24 protein-coding genes and 1 pseudogene are annotated in these 19,505 nt (G+C 69.3%); 9 read left to right on the forward strand and 16 right to left on the reverse strand.

What is annotated here, in order from left to right; genetic code table 11:
* Positions 1–188: 188 nt before the first annotated feature.
* Complete coding sequence (locus tag QH270_RS26330) at positions 189–1,418, reverse strand: cytochrome P450 (RefSeq protein ID WP_280346758.1); 1,230 nt, start codon at positions 1,416–1,418, stop codon at positions 189–191.
* A 158-nt stretch (positions 1,419–1,576) separates the two neighbouring features.
* Here QH270_RS26330 and QH270_RS26335 point away from each other — a divergent pair, with 158 nt between their 5' ends.
* Positions 1,577–2,506: a fructosamine kinase family protein gene (locus QH270_RS26335; protein WP_280346759.1), complete on the forward strand. Its 930-nt coding sequence runs from the start codon at positions 1,577–1,579 to the stop codon at positions 2,504–2,506.
* Here the strand turns inward: QH270_RS26335 and QH270_RS26340 are convergent.
* The 3 genes from QH270_RS26340 to QH270_RS34560 form a co-directional block, all read right to left on the reverse strand.
* On the reverse strand, positions 2,497–2,928 hold the full coding sequence (locus tag QH270_RS26340) for a hypothetical protein (protein WP_280346760.1): 432 nt from the start codon (positions 2,926–2,928) through the stop codon (positions 2,497–2,499). The genes QH270_RS26335 and QH270_RS26340 overlap by 10 nt on opposite strands.
* A gap of 115 nt (positions 2,929–3,043) precedes the next feature.
* Positions 3,044–3,478: a PIN domain-containing protein gene (locus QH270_RS26345; RefSeq protein ID WP_280346761.1), complete on the reverse strand. Its 435-nt coding sequence runs from the start codon at positions 3,476–3,478 to the stop codon at positions 3,044–3,046.
* Complete coding sequence (locus QH270_RS34560; protein ID WP_332909952.1) at positions 3,475–3,684, reverse strand: type II toxin-antitoxin system VapB family antitoxin; 210 nt, start codon at positions 3,682–3,684, stop codon at positions 3,475–3,477. Before QH270_RS34560 ends, QH270_RS26345 begins: the two co-directional genes overlap by 4 nt.
* Positions 3,685–3,838: 154 nt before the next feature.
* On the opposite strand from QH270_RS34560, the gene QH270_RS26355 reads away from it, so the two are divergent.
* Entirely contained in the window at positions 3,839–4,438 is a 600-nt protein-coding gene (locus tag QH270_RS26355; protein WP_280346762.1) for a dihydrofolate reductase family protein, read from the forward strand.
* Between the two features lie 63 nt (positions 4,439–4,501).
* Here QH270_RS26355 and QH270_RS26360 read toward each other — a convergent pair whose 3' ends face one another.
* From QH270_RS26360 to sdhC, 4 genes are read right to left on the reverse strand one after another with little or no spacing between them, the layout of a single operon-like run.
* Complete coding sequence (locus tag QH270_RS26360; protein WP_110037017.1) at positions 4,502–5,272, reverse strand: succinate dehydrogenase iron-sulfur subunit; 771 nt, start codon at positions 5,270–5,272, stop codon at positions 4,502–4,504.
* Positions 5,272–7,041: a succinate dehydrogenase flavoprotein subunit gene (gene sdhA / locus QH270_RS26365; protein ID WP_280306275.1), complete on the reverse strand. Its 1,770-nt coding sequence runs from the start codon at positions 7,039–7,041 to the stop codon at positions 5,272–5,274. Before sdhA ends, QH270_RS26360 begins: the two co-directional genes overlap by 1 nt.
* Positions 7,042–7,057: 16 nt before the next feature.
* The gene (locus tag QH270_RS26370; protein ID WP_232996810.1) at positions 7,058–7,492 is read right to left on the reverse strand and encodes a succinate dehydrogenase hydrophobic membrane anchor subunit; all 435 of its coding nucleotides are present in this window, start codon (positions 7,490–7,492) and stop codon (positions 7,058–7,060) included.
* A 1-nt stretch (position 7,493) separates the two neighbouring features.
* The gene (gene sdhC, locus QH270_RS26375) at positions 7,494–7,898 is read right to left on the reverse strand and encodes a succinate dehydrogenase, cytochrome b556 subunit (RefSeq protein ID WP_232996811.1); all 405 of its coding nucleotides are present in this window, start codon (positions 7,896–7,898) and stop codon (positions 7,494–7,496) included.
* A gap of 290 nt (positions 7,899–8,188) precedes the next feature.
* Between sdhC and QH270_RS26380 the strand changes: the two genes are divergently transcribed.
* From QH270_RS26380 to QH270_RS26395, 4 genes are all read left to right on the forward strand, one after another.
* Entirely contained in the window at positions 8,189–8,602 is a 414-nt protein-coding gene (locus tag QH270_RS26380; RefSeq protein WP_280346774.1) for a cytidine deaminase, read from the forward strand.
* A gap of 19 nt (positions 8,603–8,621) precedes the next feature.
* Complete coding sequence (locus QH270_RS26385) at positions 8,622–9,905, forward strand: thymidine phosphorylase (protein ID WP_280346763.1); 1,284 nt, start codon at positions 8,622–8,624, stop codon at positions 9,903–9,905.
* 57 nt (positions 9,906–9,962) lie between these two features.
* Positions 9,963–10,130 (forward strand): hypothetical protein, encoded by a 168-nt coding sequence (locus QH270_RS26390; protein ID WP_280346764.1) that lies wholly within the window; start codon positions 9,963–9,965, stop codon positions 10,128–10,130.
* A gap of 134 nt (positions 10,131–10,264) precedes the next feature.
* Positions 10,265–11,365 (forward strand): adenosine deaminase, encoded by a 1,101-nt coding sequence (locus QH270_RS26395; RefSeq protein ID WP_280346765.1) that lies wholly within the window; start codon positions 10,265–10,267, stop codon positions 11,363–11,365.
* A 36-nt stretch (positions 11,366–11,401) separates the two neighbouring features.
* On the opposite strand, the gene QH270_RS26400 is transcribed toward QH270_RS26395, so the two are convergent.
* The 5 genes from QH270_RS26400 to QH270_RS26420 are packed head-to-tail and all read right to left on the reverse strand — an operon-like array spanning position 11,402 to position 14,823.
* Entirely contained in the window at positions 11,402–12,646 is a 1,245-nt protein-coding gene (locus tag QH270_RS26400; RefSeq protein WP_280346766.1) for a primosomal protein, read from the reverse strand.
* Between the two features lie 20 nt (positions 12,647–12,666).
* Complete coding sequence (locus QH270_RS26405) at positions 12,667–13,020, reverse strand: YbaB/EbfC family nucleoid-associated protein (protein WP_280346767.1); 354 nt, start codon at positions 13,018–13,020, stop codon at positions 12,667–12,669.
* Positions 13,017–13,370, reverse strand: a complete 354-nt coding sequence (locus QH270_RS26410; RefSeq protein ID WP_110037008.1) for a hypothetical protein — start codon at positions 13,368–13,370, stop codon at positions 13,017–13,019. Before QH270_RS26410 ends, QH270_RS26405 begins: the two co-directional genes overlap by 4 nt.
* The gene (locus QH270_RS26415) at positions 13,367–14,497 is read right to left on the reverse strand and encodes a C40 family peptidase (protein WP_280346768.1); all 1,131 of its coding nucleotides are present in this window, start codon (positions 14,495–14,497) and stop codon (positions 13,367–13,369) included. Before QH270_RS26415 ends, QH270_RS26410 begins: the two co-directional genes overlap by 4 nt.
* Positions 14,494–14,823 (reverse strand): hypothetical protein, encoded by a 330-nt coding sequence (locus QH270_RS26420; RefSeq protein WP_232996818.1) that lies wholly within the window; start codon positions 14,821–14,823, stop codon positions 14,494–14,496. The genes QH270_RS26415 and QH270_RS26420 overlap by 4 nt, the downstream gene beginning before the upstream one ends.
* Before the next feature lie 142 nt (positions 14,824–14,965).
* Between QH270_RS26420 and upp the strand changes: the two genes are divergently transcribed.
* A complete protein-coding gene (gene upp / locus QH270_RS26425; RefSeq protein WP_280346769.1) occupies positions 14,966–15,589 on the forward strand; it encodes a uracil phosphoribosyltransferase in 624 nt (207 codons plus the stop codon).
* Positions 15,590–15,629: 40 nt separating this feature from the next.
* Positions 15,630–16,028: a DUF4913 domain-containing protein gene (locus QH270_RS26430; RefSeq protein WP_280346770.1), complete on the forward strand. Its 399-nt coding sequence runs from the start codon at positions 15,630–15,632 to the stop codon at positions 16,026–16,028.
* A gap of 36 nt (positions 16,029–16,064) precedes the next feature.
* Here QH270_RS26430 and QH270_RS26435 read toward each other — a convergent pair whose 3' ends face one another.
* Both QH270_RS26435 and QH270_RS26440 read right to left on the reverse strand, forming a co-directional pair.
* Complete coding sequence (locus QH270_RS26435) at positions 16,065–17,561, reverse strand: phospho-sugar mutase (RefSeq protein WP_280346771.1); 1,497 nt, start codon at positions 17,559–17,561, stop codon at positions 16,065–16,067.
* A complete protein-coding gene (locus QH270_RS26440) occupies positions 17,562–18,341 on the reverse strand; it encodes a purine-nucleoside phosphorylase (RefSeq protein ID WP_280346772.1) in 780 nt (259 codons plus the stop codon).
* Positions 18,342–18,592: 251 nt separating this feature from the next.
* Between QH270_RS26440 and QH270_RS26445 the strand changes: the two genes are divergently transcribed.
* Positions 18,593–19,294 carry an enoyl-CoA hydratase/isomerase family protein gene (locus QH270_RS26445; RefSeq protein ID WP_280346773.1) on the forward strand — a complete coding sequence of 234 codons (702 nt, stop codon included), beginning with the start codon at positions 18,593–18,595 and terminating at the stop codon, positions 19,292–19,294.
* 70 nt (positions 19,295–19,364) lie between these two features.
* Here QH270_RS26445 and QH270_RS34565 read toward each other — a convergent pair.
* Positions 19,365–19,505, reverse strand: a pseudogene (locus tag QH270_RS34565) (CBS domain-containing protein); the annotation flags it as partial.

Here is a 19,505-nt window from a genome sequence, read left to right on the forward strand (position 1 = left end):
CGCCGCCCCGCCCCCCCCCCCCCCCCCCCCCCCCGCCCGGGCGCCCCCCCCCCCCCCCCCCCCCCCCCCCCCCCCCCCCCCCCCCCCCCCCCCCCCCCCCCCCCCCCCCCCCCCCCCCCCCCCCCCCCCCCCCCCCGCGGCCGCGCGCCTTTCCCGTCACCCGGCGGTCCCTTCGATCATGGTCTTGCTCAAGCGTATTCGACTTCCCAGCGCTTGATGCCGTTGAGCCAGCCGCTGCGCAACCGCACCGGATCGGCCACCTGGCGCAGGTTCGGCATCGCGTCGGCAATGGCATTGAACATCAGGTCGATCTCCAGGCGGGCCAGATTCGCTCCGACGCAGTAGTGCGTTCCGGTGCCGCCGAAGCCGACATGCGGGTTCGGGTTGCGCAGGACGTCGAAGGTGAACGGGTCGGCGAAGGCCTCCTCGTCGAAGTTGGCCGAGCTGTAGAACAGGCCGATGCGCTGGCCTTTCTTGATCTGCTGCCCGCCGAGCTCGAGGTCGCGGGTGGCGGTGCGCTGGAACGCGGTCACCGGGGTCGCCCAGCGCACGATCTCGTCGGGGGCGGTGCGCGGTCGCTGTTCCTTGTAGAGCTCCCACTGCTCGGGGTTGTCGACGAAGGCCTTCATGCCGTGGGTGATCGAGTTGCGGGTGGTCTCGTTGCCCGCGACGGCCAGCAGGATGACGAAGAACGCGAACTCGTCCGAGCCGAGGTGTTCGCCGTCGACGTCGGCGTTCACCAGCTGGGTCACGATGTCGGAGGCCGGACAGCCACGGCGCTGCTCGGCCATGTTCCAGGCGTAGCCCATCACCTCGGCGGTGGCGGTGTGGTGGTTGCCCTCGAACTCCGGATCGTCGTAGGAGATCATCTGGTTGGTCCAGTCGAAGATCTTGCGACGGTCCTCCTGCGGGACGCCGAGCAGTTCGGCGATCGCTTGCAGCGGCAGTTCGACGGCGACCTGTTCGACGAAGTCGCCGCGCCCTGACTTCTTGGCCTCCCACACGATCCGCTCGGCCCGCTCGGTGAGCGCGGCCCGCAGGTTCTCCACGGCGCGCGGGGTGAAGCCCTTCGACACGATCCGGCGGATCTTGGTGTGCTGCGGCGGATCCAGGTTCAGCATCAGCATGTTGCCGAGCATGTCGATCTGCTCGCGCGTGGTCTCCTCGTTGAACCGGATGATGGCGGTGTTCTCATGTGAGGAGAAGTCGTCGGGGTTCTTGGAGATCTCCTTGATGTCGGCCAGTTTCGACACCACCCAGTAGCCGCCGTCGTCGAATCCGCTGGCCCGGTCCGGCTGGGCGCACCACCAGACCGGCGCGGTGCGCCGCAGTTCGGCGAACTCCTTGATCGGCAATCGGTTGGCGAGCAGGTCGGGATCGGTGAAATCGAATCCCGCGGGGATGTTGGTGCTGGTCACGACTGTCTCCTCCGGTCTCAACGTGATGCGGACCACGTCCAGCATCGATGAAACCACGGATCGGGCGTTTATGAACAGTGTTTAGTAATACCTGTTTATAAAGTGGTCGCCGGGGCGCCCGCGTCGATCGGCCACCGCGGGCCGGGCGCCTGGGCACAATGGCAGCCGTGGACCTGCCGTACCTGCGCGCGAACCCGCATCTGCTGCCGACCTTCCTCACGCATCAGCGACTGCGCACCACGCCGGTCGGTGGTGGCTCGATCGCCGTCGCCGAACGGATCGGGCTCGACGACGGGACGCAGCTGTTCCTGAAGACCTGGCCGGGCGGCGTCTCCGCGGCGCCCACCGACGGTGCGCCCGCCGCCGCGCCGCCCGGCTTCTTCGCCGCCGAGGCCGCGGGGCTGACCTGGTTGCGGGCAGCGGGCGGGGTCGCGGTCCCGGAGGTGTACGCCGTCTCCGCGGATCTGCTGCTCATGCGGTGGGTCGACCACGCCGAACCGACGGCCGCCGCCGCGGAGCGCTTCGGCCACGGTCTGGCCACCACCCACGACGCGGGCGCACCCACCTTCGGTGCGACCGGCGACGTCGCGGCGGAGGACGGCGACGGCGTCGGCTACCTGGGCAGCCTGCCGCTCGACACCACCTCCGGTGACGACTGGCCGACCTGGTTCCGCGAGCGCCGCATCATCCCGTACCTGCGACTCGCCGTCGACGCGGGCGCCCTCGACGCCGCCGACGCCCGCCTCGTCGAATCCGTCCACATCGAGGCCCCCGCCGAACCGCCGTCGCGCATCCACGGCGACCTCTGGCCCGGCAACATCCTCTGGGGCCCCGGCGAGACCCCCTACCTGATCGACCCCGCGGCCCACGGCGGCCACCGCGAAACCGACCTGGCCACCCTCACCCTCTTCGGCGGCGCCCCCCACCTCTCCCGAATCCTCGCCGCCTACAACGAAACCCACCCGCTCGCCGCGGGCTGGCGCGACCGCGTCCCCCTCCACACCCTGCCCATCCTCCTCGTCCACGCCGTCCTGTTCGGCCGCTCCTACCGCACGGCCGTCCTCGCCACCGCGGCGCCTTACCGCTGACGGCTCGCGGTGGCTCGCGTGGGGAGCGCGCCGAGGAGCCAGCTGCCGAGCGTGCCGACGATCATCATCGCGAGGCCGCCGAGCAGCAGTGGTAACCCGGGGAGCACGTCGATTTCCTGGATCGACCCGGTGACCGCATGGTTGCCCTTCCGCGGCCCGATCCCACTGATCACCAGGGTGAATCCGGCCGACACCGCGAGGAGCGTGAGCCCGGCCGTCGCGATCGCGACCCCGGCGAGCGCAGGCGGCACCCAAAACTCTTGCTCCTGCCACACACCGACCGCGCTGACCAGCAGTACCACCGCGACGAGGGCGACCAGGGGCAGCACCGGCACGTCGACCTGCCGGAGGTCCCACAGCGATCGGGTCGGATCAGCGGCCTTGTGCCATCCGCGCCGGTCGGCGAACAGCGGAACGAACATCCCCGCGATCGTCACACCCGCCCCGACTACTGCCGTTGTCCGCCACCCCGCCAATGGTTTCCGAAGAACCGGCATCCATATTTCCGACACATTCCCGAGCCTAGCCGCACCCGGTTCAGTCGACGGTGCCCGCCGGGACGACCCAGACGTGAGGCTGGCGGGTGACGGCGGCGATGTGCTCGAAATCGCGGTCGTAGTGGACGATGACGGCATCGTGGTACTCAGCGATCGCGGCGGTGAGCAGGTCGACCAGGCCCGCGCTGCGGTGGTGGTCCTTCTTCGCCATCAGCAGCTGAACCTCCCTGGCGCGCTGGGCGATCGAATCGTTCACCGGCAGGTCGTGGTACAGGGCACGGCGGCGCTGGGCGATGTTCTGGACGTCGGCAAGGCTGCGGCCCGAGTAGCCGGCTTCGAGATCGACTGTGACACACGTGGCCGCCGCGCGGTCAGCGATCAGTCCGGCGAGGACCGCGCGGACGGCCTCGTGGCGAATCCTGGCCGCGGCCGACGTGTCGATCAGATGCAGCCGCAGGGGAGTGGCCTCGGTCAACGCCTTGCCTGACGCATGACCTCGGGATCGTCGATATCGGGGCCGACGCCGAATCCGTACGGGTCCCCGAGGACCTGCTCGATCCGGCGCCTGCGCTCGGCGACGAACTGCAACGCGGCGTTGACCGTGTCCTTCTTGGTGGTGGTCCCCAGCTCCTTGGCGGCCAGGGCCAGGGCCTCGTCGTCCAGATCGATCATCGTCTTCATGTTTCTCACGATGTTTCCCCCGCAATATCGACAGCAATACTCGCGCGGTATGCGAGACCGACCCGCTGCCGGATCGGTGCGTGGGGCGATGAGTTCACGGGCCCTGCGCCGTCCTATCAAGCGACCCACTCAGCTCGCCAGAGGAGAATCTCGAATGCGGAAAATCACCGCCGGACTGTTCATGTCGATCGATGGCGTGATCGCCGACCCCCAGGATTGGCACTTCCCCTACTTCGACGATGCCATGGGCGCCGCGGTCGATGCCCAGCTCGGCAGCGCCGATACGTTGCTGCTGGGGCGCGCGACCTACGAGAGCTTCGCCGGCGCGTGGCCGGACCGGGAAGCCGAAGGTGGGCCGGACGCCGGGTTCGCGAAGAAGCTGGGTGACGCGCGCAAGCTCGTGGTCACCCACCAGGACCCGGAGTTCACCTGGCGCAATTCCGAGCGGCTCGACGGCGAGCTGACCGAGGCCGCGGCCGCGCTGCGGAACGAGGACGGCGGGGACATCGCGATCAGCGGTTCGGTATCGGTGGTGCGCCAGCTGCTGGCCGCCGGGCTGCTGGACGAACTGCACCTGCTGGTGCATCCGATCGCGGTCGGGAAGGGGGAGCGGCTGCTCGAGGACAGCGCGCCGATCCCGCTGCGCCTGCTGTCGTCGGAGACCTTCGGAACCGGCGTCCTGCATCTGGTCTACACCAGCGACGACGCGGCACCCAGCGGGTCCTACGAGGAAGCGAAGACTCATCTCGAATGACGAACGACGAAGGGCGCCCACCCCGCCGCAACCGGAAGGCGGCCTTCGTGAGACCGGGGAGGATCAGCGGGCGAACAGCAGCGCGCGCTTGACTTCCTGGATGGCCTTGGTGACCTCGATGCCACGGGGGCACGCGTCGGTGCAGTTGAAGGTGGTGCGGCAGCGCCACACGCCCTCGACGTCGTTGAGGATGTCGAGACGCTCGCGGGCGCCTTCGTCACGGCTGTCGAAGATGAAGCGGTGGGCGTTCACGATCGCGGCCGGGCCGAAGTAGCTGCCGTCGCTCCAGTACACGGGGCAGGAGGTCGTGCAGCAGGCGCACAGGATGCACTTGGTGGTGTCGTCGAAGCGGGCGCGGTCGTGCTGGGACTGGATGCGCTCGCGGGTCGGCTCGTTGCCCGAGGTGATCAGGTACGGCTTCACGGCACGGAACGCGTCGAAGAACGGCTCCATGTCGACGACGAGGTCCTTCTCCACGGGCAGGCCGCGGATCGGCTCGACGGTCATGGTGAGGGTCTTGTCGCCCTTGGGCAACAGGTCCTTCATCAGCACCTTGCAGGCCAGCCGGTTCACGCCGTTGATCCGCATCGCGTCCGAACCGCACACACCGTGGGCGCAGGAGCGCCGGAAGGTGAGGGTGCCGTCCAGGTAGGACTTGATGTAGATCAGCACGTTGAGGAAGCGGTCGGTCGGCAGGACCGGCACCTGGAACGAATCCCAGTACGCGCCCTTGTCGTTCTCGGTGCTGAACCGGGCCACCTTGACGGTGACCATGACCGAGCCCTCGGGGACGGGCGCGGGCTTCTGCGTGGTGGGTTCGGCGACAGCAGTCATCAGTACTTACGCTCCATCGGCTCGTAGCGGGTCTGCACCACCGGCTTGAAGTCGAGGCGGATCTCGGAGATGAGCTCCGGCCCCTCCTTGTACGCCATGGTGTGCCGCATGAAGTTCACGTCGTCGCGATCCGGGTAGTCCTCGCGGGCGTGGCCGCCACGCGATTCCTTGCGGTTGAGCGCGCCGACGACGGTGACCTCGGCCAGCTCGAGCAGGAAGCCCAGCTCGACGGCCTCGAGCAGGTCGCTGTTGTAGCGCTTGCCCTTGTCCTGCACCGTGATCCGGGTGTAGCGCTCCTTGAGCGCGTGGATGTCGGTGAGGGCCTGCTTGAGGGTGTCCTCGGTGCGGAACACGGCGGCGTTCATGTCCATCGTGTACTGCAGCTCGGTGCGGATGTCGGCCACGCGCTCGTTGCCGTGGTCGGACAGGATCAGCGTCAGCCAGTCCTGCACCATCTGCGCCGGGTTCTCCGGCATCTCGACGAACTCGGTGCGCTGGGCGTACTCGGCGGCGGCGATGCCGGCGCGGCGGCCGAACACGTTGATGTCGAGCAGCGAGTTCGTGCCGAGCCGGTTGGCGCCGTGCACGGAGACGCAGGCGCACTCGCCGGCGGCGTAGAGGCCGGGGACCACGTCGGTGTTGTTGCGCAGCACCTCGCCACGGATGCGGGTGGGGATACCGCCCATCACGTAGTGGCAGGTCGGCATGACCGGCACGAGCTCCTTGACCGGGTCGACGCCCAGGTAGGTGCGCGCGAACTCGGTGATGTCGGGCAGCTTCTCCTCGAGCACGTCCTCGCCGAGGTGGGTCACGTCGATGTAGACGTAGTCCTTGTTCGGCCCGGCGCCACGGCCTTCCAGCACCTCGAGCACCATCGAGCGGGCGACGATGTCACGCGGCGCGAGGTCCTTGATGGTGGGGGCGTAGCGCTCCATGAAGCGCTCGCCGGAGGCGTTGCGCAGGATGCCACCCTCACCACGGACGGCCTCGGAGATGAGGATGCCCAGGCCGGCGAGGCCTGTCGGGTGGAACTGGTGGAACTCCATGTCCTCGAGCGGCAGGCCCTTGCGGAACACGATCGCCATGCCGTCACCGGTCAGCGTGTGCGCGTTCGAGGTGGTCTTGTACATGCGGCCCGAGCCGCCGGTGGCGAACACGATCGACTTCGCGTGGAAGACGTGGATCTCGCCGGTGGCCAGCTCGTAGGCGACGACGCCGGTGGCGACGGGGCCACGGTCGGTGTCGGTCATCACCAGGTCGAGCACGTAGAACTCGTTGTAGAACTCGACGTCGTGCTTGACGCAGTTCTGGTACAGCGTCTGCAGGATCATGTGACCGGTGCGGTCGGCGGCATAACACGCGCGACGCACGGGCGCCTTGCCGTGGTCACGGGTGTGGCCACCGAAACGGCGCTGGTCGATCTTGCCCTCGGGCGTGCGGTTGAACGGCAGGCCCATCTTCTCCAGGTCCATGACCGCGTCGATGGCCTCCTTGGCCATGATCTCCGCGGCGTCCTGGTCGACCAGGTAGTCACCACCCTTGACGGTGTCGAAGGTGTGCCATTCCCAGTTGTCTTCTTCGACGTTGGCCAGCGCGGCGCACATGCCGCCCTGGGCCGCGCCGGTGTGGCTGCGCGTCGGGTAGAGCTTGGTCAGGACCGCGGTGCGAGCCCGGGGACCGGCCTCGATCGCCGCGCGCATGCCCGCGCCACCGGCGCCGACGATGACCACGTCGTAGCGATGTTCCTGAATCGGACGGGATTCACTCATGCGAGGTGGCCTGTTCCTAACCGGTGATGTTGGGGTCGAAGGTGAAGATGACGTAGGTGCCGACGCTCATCACCAGGATCATCGAGACCACCAGGATGGTCTTGAGCCAGAACCGGGTGGAGTCGTTGCGGGCGTAGTCATCGATGACGGTCCGCAGACCGTTGCCGCCGTGCAGCTGAGCCAGCCAGAGCATGGTCAGATCCCAGAACTGCCAGAAGGGGCTGGCCCACCGACCGGCCACGAACGCGAAGTTCAGCCGCTTCACGCCACCGTCGATCATCAGCATGATGAACATGTGGCCGAGCACCAGCACGATCAGCAGCAGGCCGGAGAAGCGCATGAACAGCCAGGCGTACTTCTCGAAGTTGCTGTTCGACTTCGCCCGCGGGGAGCGGGGCGCGTCCAGGCTGGCCGGGCGGTCGTAGGACTTGCCGAGGACAGGTGCAGACATATCAGTGCTCCGTCAGCAGGTAGAAGAACTGGCGGCCGACGCCGGCGGCGGAGACCAGAACCCAGATGGTCAGCACGATCCACAGCATCTGCTTCTGGAAGCGCGGACCCTGCGACCAGAAGTCGACCAGGATCACGCGGACGCCGTTGAGCGCGTGGTACAGCACGCAGACGACGAGGCCCATCTCCAGCAGCGCCACGATGGGCGTCTTGTAGGTCTCGATGATCTGGTCGTAGGTGTCCTTGTTGACCCGGACCAGTGCCGTGTCGAGCACATGCACGAAGAGGAAGAAGAAGATGGTGACACCGGTGATCCGGTGCAGGGCCCAGGACCACATGCCCGGGTCGCCGCGGTACAGCGTCTTCCGCTTCGGCTGGGCCGGAGCCGGAGCTTCTATCGTGGTCATAGAGTGCGGTGCCTCCAACGTCGTTGATGGACCCGGTCACAGATCCGACGCCAGCGTGCGTGGAGAGGCAAATGCCCAGGTGGCTGCGCTGTGTTCGCGAGCGCTGGCCCGCCGCCGGGAACCTGAACCGATCTTCGGCTGACTCTAATCCTCTCTGTTTCGCGGAACTAATTCGGCGTGCCGTGCGTTGCGTGCGAATCCGCCGAGTTAGGTTTACCTTTCTCAATGCCGGATACTGGTTCGGAGACCGCTTCGTCGACGCGTTCGGCGGTATCGGCTGGAGGTTCGTGATGCCCGAAATCGACTGGAATACCTTGCATGACAAGGCAATTCACGCTATGGGCCTGGCGTATGCCCCGTACTCGGGTTTCCCGGTGGGCGCCGCGGCTCTCACCGCGGATGGCCGAATTGTGAGCGGATGCAATGTGGAAAATGTCTCATATGGGTTAACCCTGTGCGCCGAATGCGTACTCGTCGGTAACTTATTCGGTTCCGGTGGCGGCCGTCTCATCGCGGTCTCGGTGACCGATTCCCGGGGCGAAATCCTGATGCCGTGCGGGCGCTGCCGGCAGTTGCTGTTCGAGCACGGCGGGGGCGAGTTGCTCGTCGACCACGCCGCGGGCCCCAAGCCGCTGCGCGAGCTGTTGCCCTACGCGTTCGGGCCCGATGATCTGGCGGCCGGTCAGGCTGGCGAACACGGGTGAGCGCTGGTTGAGTGGGCCCATGAGCCACGACGCGGTATCGGTCATCAGGACCAAACGGGACGGCGGGGAGCTGTCGGACGGGCAGATCGACTGGGTGGTGGACGCGTTCACCCGGGGGATCGTGGCCGACGAGCAGATGTCGGCGCTGGCCATGGCGATCCTCTGGCGGGGGATGACCCGCCGCGAGACCGCCCGCTGGACGGCCGCGATGATCGGCTCCGGCAGCCGGATGGACTTCACGGATCTGCCGCGCCCCACCGTCGACAAGCATTCGACCGGCGGCGTCGGCGACAAGATCACCCTGCCGTTGGCGCCGCTGGTGGCGGCCTGCGGCGCCGCGGTTCCCCAGCTGTCCGGGCGCGGCCTCGGCCACACCGGCGGCACGCTGGACAAACTCGAATCGATCCCCGGCTGGCGGGCCGATGTCACGGTGCCCCGGATGCGCGAGATGCTGGCCGACCCCGCGATCGGCGCGGTCATCTGCGCGGCCGGCGCCGACCTGGCCCCGGCCGACAAGCGGCTCTACGCGCTGCGCGATGTCACCGGCACGGTCGAGTCGATACCGCTCATCGCCAGTTCGATCATGAGCAAGAAGATCGCCGAGGGGACCGCGGCCCTGGTACTCGACGTGAAGGTCGGCTCGGGGGCGTTCCTGAAGACCGTCGAGGGCGCGCGTGAGCTGGCGACCGCGATGGTCGAGCTCGGGCGCGACGCGGGCGTGGACACCGTCGCGCTGCTCACCGCGATGGACACCCCGCTCGGCCGGACCGCGGGCAACGCGCTCGAGGTCGCCGAATCGGTGGAGGTCCTCGCCGGTGGCGGCCCGGCCGACGTGGTCGAACTGACCCTGACGCTGGCCCGCGAGATGGTCGCTCAGGCCGGCCTGCACATCGACCCCGCCGACGTCCTCGCCGACGGCAGGGCGATGGACCACTGGCGCGCGATGATCCAGGCCCAGGGCGGCGACCCCGACGCGGCCTTGCCGGTGGCCAAGCACACCGAGGTGGTGCGTGCCGAGTCGACGGGCGTCCTCACCGGGCTCGACGCGATGGGCGTCGGCATCGCCGCCTGGCGGCTGGGAGCCGGGCGCGCCCGACAGGGGGAACAGGTGCAGGCGGGCGCCGGAATCGAGATGCACGCCAAACCCGGTGACGCGGTGGTCACCGGTCAGCCGCTGCTCACCCTGCACACCGACACCCCGGACGCGTTCGGCCACGCGGCCGCCGCCCTCGCGGACGCCGTCACTATCGAATCGGCGTCCGATGGCAAACCCGGCGAGCTGGTCCTCGGCAGGATCGGCTGAGCCCGCCGCTTCCCGCTAGGCTGCGGGGGATCTGTCGGAAGTTCTGTGGGGGCGGCCATGACCGAATGCAGTGTGGGCGACCGGCGGACAGCTGTCGTGGCCCAGGTGCTCACGGGCGTGAGCGGTCTGGTCATCGTCGCGATCGTCGGACACATGGTCTACGAGGCCGTCGTCCAGCTGATCGAGGAGCCTGATCCGGACGAGCCGGCATGGCCGGCCATCTGAGCCGTCGCCGGCGGAGCCGCCCGGGTGCACTCCGGGTGGCCCGCGATAGTCCGTTACCGGTCGGATAATCAACGAGACGGTTGCCACGCAGCGAGTTCGCTGCCGGGATCCGCGCGCACGGCTACCGTCTAAACATGACTGGACCGGCGCCCCTAGACCTTGCTTCGATCCGACGCGCACCGAAGGCCCTGCTGCACGATCACCTCGACGGTGGTCTGCGGCCCGCGACGGTGCTCGAGCTCGCCGCCGACTGCGGCTATGACGAATTACCCGCCCACGACGCCGAGAGTCTCGGCGCGTGGTTCCGCGATGCCGCCGACAGCGGATCGCTGGAGCTGTACCTGGAGACCTTCGCCCACACGGTCGCCGTGATGCAGACCCCGGAGGGTTTGCGCCGGGTGGCGCGGGAGTGCGCGATCGACCTCGCCGCCGACGGCGTGGTCTACGCCGAGGTGCGGTTCGCGCCCGAACAGCATCTGGAGAAGGGCCTCACCCTCGACGAGGTCGTCGAGCACACCCTCGAGGGATTCCGCGAGGGCGAGGCGATCGCGGCCGAGCAGGGCCACCGGATCCGGGTCACCTGTCTGCTCACCGCGATGCGGCATGCGGCGCGGTCCCGCGAGATCGCGGAGCTGACGGTGCGGTTCCGCGATCGCGGTGTCGGCGGGTTCGACATCGCGGGCGCCGAGGCCGGGTACCCGCCCACCCGCCATCTGGACGCCTTCGAATATCTGCGAGCCAACCACGCGCACTTCACGATTCACGCGGGGGAGGCGTTCGGCCTGCCGTCGATCCACGAGGCGCTGGCGTTCTGCGGTTGCGACCGGCTCGGTCACGGCGTGCGCATCACCGACGACATCGACGTGCCGGGCGGTGAGATCGCCGACGCGCGGCTCGGCCTGGTCGCCAACTACGTACGCGACATGCGGGTGCCGCTCGAGCTGTGCCCGTCGTCGAACGTGCAGACCGGCGCGGTGCCCTCGCTGGACAAGCATCCCTTCGACCTGCTGGCCCGGCTGCGCTTCCGGGTCACCGTGAACACCGACAACCGGCTGATGAGCGACACCAGTATGAGCGAGGAGATGCTCAAGCTGGTCACGACGTTCGGGTACGGCTGGAGCGATCTGGAGCGGTTCACCATCAACGCCATGAAGTCGGCGTTCATCCCGTTCCCCGATCGGCTCGAGATCATCGACGAGGTGATCAAGCCCGGGTACGCGGTGCTGGTGGGATGACGGGAACGGGGTGGGATCGCTCCCACCCCGTACCGGCTACTCGCTGGTCAGCCGCGCCTCGAACGCGCGCTGCAGCTCGCGGAAGCTCTGCGCCTCCGCGGCGAACGGCGGGTTCGGCGCCATCCGGTTCGGGTCAGGATTGAGCAGGTAGGAGACGTACCAGCCGAGCGGATTCGACGGGGCGAGCGCCTGTTCCACGCTGTCGTCGTCGGCGTAGTCGGCCGCGTCGCTGAACAGTTCGACCGCCAGATCGAGCTGCTCGATGTCGACCGCCTCCGGCCCCTCGGCCAGATCGTCGACCAGGCCGGTGAGCACGTACACGTTCTCGTCGGTCACCTCGACCTCGAGCGAACCGTCCACCGCCGCGGTCTGCACCTCGGCGAAGGTGGAGACCCGCGCCAGCTCGTGCTCGTGATCGTCGGCCAGGTACCGCGCCAGTGCGCGCTCGGAACCGAACACGGTGATGGTGCGGCCGTTGCCGAGGAAGATCGGCTCGTCGTCGAGGTAGCAGCGCAGGGTGTAGTGCTCGCCGTCGGAGGTGACGATCTTGACCGGGTCGATGCCGACCTCGTGCCAGAAGGAGTCGTCCTCTTCCTCCTCGTCGTCCTCGGCGTCGAGGTCGACGGGCTCGAACTCCTCGTCCTCCTCGGCGACGTCGTCGGCGTCGACCTCGTTCTCCTCGGCGGCCAGCAGCTCGGCCTCGGCGACGGCGACCGCGGCCGCGTCGACCTCCGGCGTGGTGACCACACCGTCGATCGCATCGAGCACGTCGTCCCAGCCCTTGACGATCGCGGCGCCGATCTGGTCCCACAGCTCCTCGCCGTCGCGCCCCGCGTAGGTGTTCACGCCGCCGGCCAGGGTGTCGAGCACCGGGTTGGAGCCGAAGAACTTCGTCACCACGTCGAGCTCGCACACCTCGCCGATGTTGCGCACCATCGCCAGGGTGTCCTCGAGCTCGCCGACGACCTCGACGTCCGGATCGCCCGCGGCCAGCTCGGGCACGGCGACCAGATCGAAGCTGAAGTTCTCCTCCGGCTCCAGCTCGGCGGCCGACAGCCCGGCGATGATCGCCCAGGCGGGGTGGTCGACGAGGTCGTTGTCGGAGTTGGTGCGGATGAACGCCGCCAGCTCCGCAACGGACTCGAATCCGTAGAGGTCGTCCTCGTGACCGAGGAACGCCTCCCACTCGTCGTCACCGTCGCGCCAGCGCGGTGCCCACAGGGTGACGAGATCGCCATCGGTCAGACCGAGCTCGATCGGGACGATGTCTCCAGAAGCCATGACGCGAAGCCTATCGACCTTCAGCCCCGCGCACTATCCGGCCCGGGTGCCAATTGCTCCGACGCCTTCGGCGCCGCCCCGGTGAGCGATTCGTTCAGTGTCGCAATGATGTTGGAACGCGCCGAACCGGCCGTCTCGGTGGCCTGCTTGCAGGCGTGCAGAATCAGCTGCGACGCCTCGGCGGGCGCCAGCGCGGTGATGCCTTCGTCGAGGGTCAGCGCGACCAGGGCGCCGTCGCTGTTCACCTCCGCGGTGACCAGCCCGTCCTCGGTGGTGAAGCGCCCGTTGACCTGCTTCAACCCGTACAGCGCCGCCTCCAGCGCCTCCAGCTTGCCCGTGACCCCGGCGACCAGGGCGTCCATCTCCGCGCTCACAGTGGCCTCATCCAACTCGTCTGGCCGGTGTCGGCGTCGTCGATGCGGTCGAGCTCGTCGACCGCCTGGCGGCGGGTCGGCAGGTTCATCCGGTCGAGCAGGTGATCGGGGATCTGCGCCTGCTCGCTGTAGATCTCGCGCAGCCTGGCCGCGGCGGCGATGGTCGAGCGCCTGGTCAGTCGCAGGATCTCATCGGCGAGCGCCTGCGCACCGTACTGGTACTCGCTGCGCTCGAACTTGATCGCGATGGGCAGACCCATGCTGGTCGCGCGGACCGAGATCGTGCCCGACCGGTTGGTACTGACCGCGGATTCCACATTGGGAACCTCGGGGATCGGCGTGCCGGTCATGAGGTAGGCCTGTAGAAGCCGTAGAACTCCATGCCACTGTTCTCCGTTCGGATGGAACTGATCGAGACCGGGTCACCGGCCTCGACGAGCTGCCCGTTGCCGACCACCATGGCGACGTGGCCGTCCCACACGGCCAGGTCGCCCGGTTGGAGGTCACCGGGGGAAACCTGAGGATGTCCGATGTGCTGTTCCTGCGCGAGCCGGGGCAGCTCCACCCCGGCCTCCCCGTAGGCGTACTTGGTGAGCCCGCTGCAGTCGATGCCGGAGCCCGGGGTGTTGCCGCCCCACACGTACGGCGTGCCGACGGCGCTGATGGCCGAGCGCACCGCGGTCGCGGCCTCCTCGTTGGGTGCCTCGACCACGCTGCCGTCGGGCAGGGTGATCTTGACGCCGGTCCCGTCGGCGGAACCGGTCGAGGAACCCGCCGACGATCCGGTCGAGGTCTTGCTGCCGTTGTTGGTGCCCGAGGTGGCCGTCTTCGATCCGTTCGAGGTGCCGCTCATGGCGGTGGACAGCCCGGACGACACCGCGCTGAGCACCGTGCTGCCGCTGCCGGAGAGCAGGCTGGACGCGGACGAGGCGAGGCTGCTCGCGCCGGAGGACACGCCGGCCAGCGAGGTGCTCGACGGCGCCGGGGTGAGCTCCTGGATCGCCGCGGTCTGGGTGCCCAGTTCGTCCTGGACGCGGCCGACGACGCCGAGGCCCTGACCGATGTGGTCGATCGCCGAGCTCACGACCGCGGCGAGTCCGACCGGGGTGCCGAGGGTGGGACTGAGCGCGGACACATCGCTGAGGAAGGAGTTGACGATGGTGTCGAGGTCCTTCTGCCCGGTCTCCACGTACGCGGCGGCCTGGTCGACCACCGTCGCCATCTCGTTGCCGGTGTCGGACAGGTTGGCCGAGGAGTTCTGCACGCGTAGGGCTTTGGCGGTGGCCGCGTCGACCGCCTGGCCGTCCCACGCGGTGTTCACGTTGTTGATGCCGGTGCGGCCGAGCTGATAGATCTGGTCGAGATTGAGCGAGGTCGAGCGCAGGCCGTCGGAGGCGCCGCCGGTGCCGGAGACGTTGAGGCCGAAGCTCGACAGCAGGTCGTAGAGCGGCTGGGCCAGCCCGCTGAGGTCGATCATGCGCCGGTCCCGATGTCGCCCGTCAACGCGGTGATCGGCGCCGCGTTGTTGAGGTCGGTGTCGACGAGGGTGGTGGCCGCGCCCGCCGTGGCGGCGCCCATGCTGGCCATCACGGCCGAGAGCTGGGCGATCGCGGCGACGTGACCGGCGTGCGCCGCGGAGTAGGCCGCCACGAAATCGCCGCCGATCAAGCCCATGATGGGGCCGAGCACGGTGGGATCGGAGGCTACCGAGCCCGCGGCCGCTGTCGCCAGGTCGGTGGCCATGACTTCGGCTGTCGCACTGTAGGCGATGATGCCCTCGGCATCGGCCGACATCTTTGGCATCGAACTTCCCCCAATCCTCGAGTTCCCGGGCAGAGTACGTCACTCACATGGTTCGACGCACCGAGGCCGCTCTCGGTTCCCTCGACCGCGAAATTTCCCCAGCGGTCGTACCAGGAGCGCCTGGTGACCCTATCGTTTTTTCATGCGCACCGACACCGTCGACCATCCGCTCGCCGCGGCCCTGCTGAGCACCATGCGGGACGCCCGTACCGACAACGCCGCCTTCCGCACCGCGTTGCGCGACCTCACCGGGATCCTCATGTACGAGGCCCTGCGCGACGCGCCGGTCGTGCGCGCGCCGATCGACACGCCGGTCGCGGTGACCGAGGGCGTCCGGCTGGCCGCGCCGCCGCTGCTGGTCCCGGTGCTGCGGGCCGGGCTCGGCATGGTCTACGCCGCCGCCGATCTCGTCCCCGAGGCCAGGGTCGGCTTCGTCGGCATCGCGCGCGACGAGGACACCCACCAGCCCGTGCCCTACCTGGAATCGCTGCCGGCCGACCTGACCGACCTGCCGGTCTTCGTCCTGGACCCGATGCTCGCCACCGGCGGCTCGATGCGCCACACCCTCGAACTGCTCGTCGCCCGCGGCGCCACCGACATCACCGCCGTCTGCGTCGTCTCCGCCCCCGAAGGCGTTGCCGCCCTGGCCGACTCTGGCCTGCCGGTCCGCCTGGTCACCGCCGCCGTCGACGAGAAGCTCAACGAGAACGCCTACATCGTCCCCGGCCTCGGCGACGCGGGCGATCGGCAGTTCGGCCCACGCTGAATCCGCCGCCGGTCGGCGGGCCTTGTGCGATCCTGCCTCTATGGGGAGTGCGTATATCGGGGGCGAGCTGATCGAAACGGCCTACGACGACGTGATGGACTGGGTCGCCGAGTACTTCGTGGTCGTGGTCGGCGACAGTGTGGGCTACCGCCCGGGCGAGCAGATCCACTGGTGCCCGCAGTGGTGGCGGCACCCGGGCGCGGCGGTGCGGCTGCACGCGCTCTGGCAGGCGTGGGAGTACTGCAGGCAGGTGGGCCCGCTCGGCATCAGCGTGTGGCTGCTCGATCACGCGGATCCGCATGTGCGGGTGCTGCTTTCGTCGTCGGGACCCTTTCAGCACTGTTCGGGCGAACGGGGCCACCAGCCTGTGGAACCGTTGCCCGTCGTCGAGCAACCACATGACGACCGTGCGCTGTCGGTCGATCCGGGAGCCTGTTGATTCACCTGTCGGGTCCGCATGCGGCCGTCGGGCGGCCTAGCCGCGCGACCGGCAGTAGGCGGCGAGTTCGGCGAGCCGGGCGGTGGCCGCGGCGCGGGCCGCCGGGAGGGCGGTGGTGTCGGGGACCGGGGCGAAGACCTCCAGGTAGCACTTGAGTTTCGGCTCGGTGCCCGACGGGCGGATGACGATGCGGAAGTCGTCGGCGTCGAAGATCAGCGCGTCGGTGCGTAACCGGCCGCGGACCTGGGCCTGATCGGTGAACTTCACCGGGGTGCCGGCGATCTCGCTGGGCGGGGTGGCGCGCAGGGCCGCGGCGAGGGCGATCGCGGTGGCCTGGTCGGGCAGGCGCAGCGACACCTGGTCGCCGGCGTGCAGGCCGAATTCGACCGCGTAGGAATCCAACTCGTCCTGGAGGGTGCGGCCGCTCGCCTTGAGTAGGGCGACCAGGTCGGCGGCCGAGACCGCGGCGGAGATGCCGTCCTTGTCGCGGACGGTGGCCGGATCGACGCAGTGCCCGATCGCCTCCTCATAGGCGTACACCAGGCCCTCGCCCGCCCTGGCCAGCCATTTGAAGCCGGTGAGCGTCTCGGCGTAGCGGGCCGAACGCGCCGGCGCCAGCCGCGAGAGCAGCCGGGAGGAGACGATCGTGGTGGCCACCAGCGCGTCGGCGGGCGCGGTGCGCAGCACGTAATCGGCCAGCAGCACACCGGTTTCGTCACCGCGCAGCATGCGCCAACCATCCGGGCCCGGCACGCCGACGGCGCATCGGTCGGCATCGGGATCGAGCGCGATCGCGACATCGGCGTCGACCCGCGCGGCCAGCGCGAGCAGCAGATCGGCCGCGCCCGGCTCCTCGGGATTGGGGAATGCGACGGTGGGGAAGTCGGGGTCGGGCGCGAACTGCTCCTCGACGACGTGGACGTCGGTGAACCCGGCCGCGGCCAGTGCCCGTACCGCGAGCTCGCCGCCCACGCCGTGCAGCGCGGTCAGCGCGATCCGCACCCCGGCCCGCTCGCCCGCACCGCCGAGTACCCGGGGCAGTTCGGCGACGCGCGCGAGATACTCGTCGACGAGTTCCGCACCCGAGGGCGAAACGGGCTGTCGCGCGATGGGCTCGGTGACGGCCTCGATGCACCGCTCGATCTCGGTGTCGGCGGGTGCGATGAGCTGGGAACCGCCGTCCAGATACACCTTGTAGCCGTTGTCGGCGGGCGGATTGTGCGAGGCGGTGACCTGCACGCCGGCCACCGCGCCGAGCCGCTTCACCGCGAACGCCACCACCGGCGTCGGTACCGGTTCGGGCAGCAGCGTCACCGGGAAGCCCGCCGCCGTGAAGATCTCGGCGGTCGCCGTGGCGAACTCCGCCGAACCGTGCCTGGCATCGCGCCCGACGACGATCGCGCCGCCGCCGAGGCACCGTTCGCGCAGCCACGCCGCGACCCCGGCGGTCGCCCGCGACACGGTGGTCACGTTCATGCCGTCCGGGCCCTCGCGCAGCGGCCCGCGCAGACCCGCGGTCCCGAAGCGCAGCATCTAGACGCGCTCCAGGATCCCGCGCAGCAGTTTGCCGAGCCGGGGCGCGGCGGCCTGCCCCTCGGCGAGCACCTCCGCGTGCGACAGGTGCTGACCGGTGACGCCGGCGGCCAGGTTCGTCACCAGCGAGATGCCGAGCACCCGCGCGCCCCGCGAGCGCGCCTCGATCGCCTCGAGCACCGTCGACATGCCGACCAGATCGGCGCCGATGGTGGCCAGCATGCGGATCTCGGCGGGCGTCTCGTACTGCGGACCGGTGAGCCCGGCGTAGACGCCCTCGGTCAGGCTGGGGTCGATCTCCCTGGCGACCGTGCGCAGTTCCGGATCCCACGCGTCGACCAGGTCGACGAAGCGCGCGCCCTCGAGCGGGGTGCGGGCGGTGAGATTGAGGTGGTCGGCGATCAGCACCGGTTCGCCGACGCGCAGGCCGGGCCTGATCCCGCCCGCGGCATTGGTGAGCAGCACGATCTCCGCGCCCGCCGCGATCGCCGCCGTCACCGGGTGTACCACCTGCTGAGGTGTGTAGCCCTCGTACAGGTGTTGGCGGCCCATCAGCAGCAGCACGTGATCGTCGTTCACCGGCACCGAGTGGATCATCCCGCCGTGACCCTGTGCGCTGGGTCTGCCGAAGCCGGGTAGCTCGGGCATGGCGATCGAGGCATGCGGCGCGCCGATCTCGGCGGCCGCCTCCTGCCACCCCGATCCCAGCACCACGGCGACGCGGTGACGCGGCACTCCCGTACGTTCGGCGATCGCCTGAGCGGCCTGTTCGGCAAGCATGCTGAGAGTCTAGCGGCGCGGGCGCCGCGTGTTCACGGCCCCGAGGGGCCGCCGGTCAGGCGCCGCGGCTTGCTCCTTCGTCGCCTGCGCCACGGCACCTGACCGGCGACCCGGCCGCGAACCGGCCGCTGCGCGGGCCGCCCCTCCTCGAGGTCGGGGGTGCGGGCCGGTGGGCGTCGATGGCGCCTATCGGTACGGGCGCTGCCTACCCGCAAGTAGGTAGCTGCCCAACTGCGGTTTATTCTTCCCGCATGCCGTATTTGGAGCGCTCCGGTGACGTGTTCGTGCTGTACCTCGGGAACGAGGGCGAGACCGACAACGAGAACCGTTTCTCGCTGGAATGGATGGACGCCTTCCACGCCGCCCTCGACGAGGTCGAGGCGTCCGAGGGTGCCGCCGCGCTGGTCACCGTGGCGACCGGCAAGTTCTACAGCAACGGCCTCGACACCGACTGGGTGTTCGGCAACCTCGACAAGATCCACGGCTACCTCGACCGCGTGCACACCCTGTACACCCGGCTGCTCACCTTCCCGATGCCGACCGTCGCCGCCGTGAACGGGCACGCGTTCGGCGCGGGCGCGATGCTGGCCACCGCGCACGACTTCCGGGTGATGCGCGGCGACCGCGGCTTCTGGTCGCTGCCGGAGGTGCACCTGGGCATGCCCTTCACCGTCGGGATGAACGGCCTGCTCAAGGGCCGTCTCAGTAACCAGGTGTGCGTGCGGGCGATGACCACCGGGCACCGTTTCGCCGCCGACGAGGCGATCGCCGCCGGCATCGTCGACGCGAAGGCCGACGCCGACGCGGTGCTGTCCACCGCCGTCGCCCAGGCGGGCGCGCTGACCAGCCTGCGCAAGCCGATCACCCCGGTGATCAAGACCGCGCTGCACGCCGAGACCCTGGCCGCGCTGGCCACCCCGGTGACCCCGGAGAACCTGCCCTTCGGCAGCTGACCGCTCGCCGGTGCGCCCGTGACACCCCCTGATGCGAGACTGGGGGTATGGCACTCTCGCGCACCGGCGAATTCTCGGCCACCACCAGCCCGGCGATGCCGCCGTACTCGTCGACCAGCAGCGCCATGTGGTTGCGGCGGCGCTGCATCTCGTCGAGCAGGTCGTCGAGCGGCTTGGAATCGGGGATGAACACCGCGGGCCGCATCACCTC

The sequence above is a fragment of the Nocardia neocaledoniensis genome (genome assembly GCF_029868625.1).
In the GTDB taxonomy this organism is placed as follows: domain Bacteria; phylum Actinomycetota; class Actinomycetes; order Mycobacteriales; family Mycobacteriaceae; genus Nocardia; species Nocardia neocaledoniensis_A.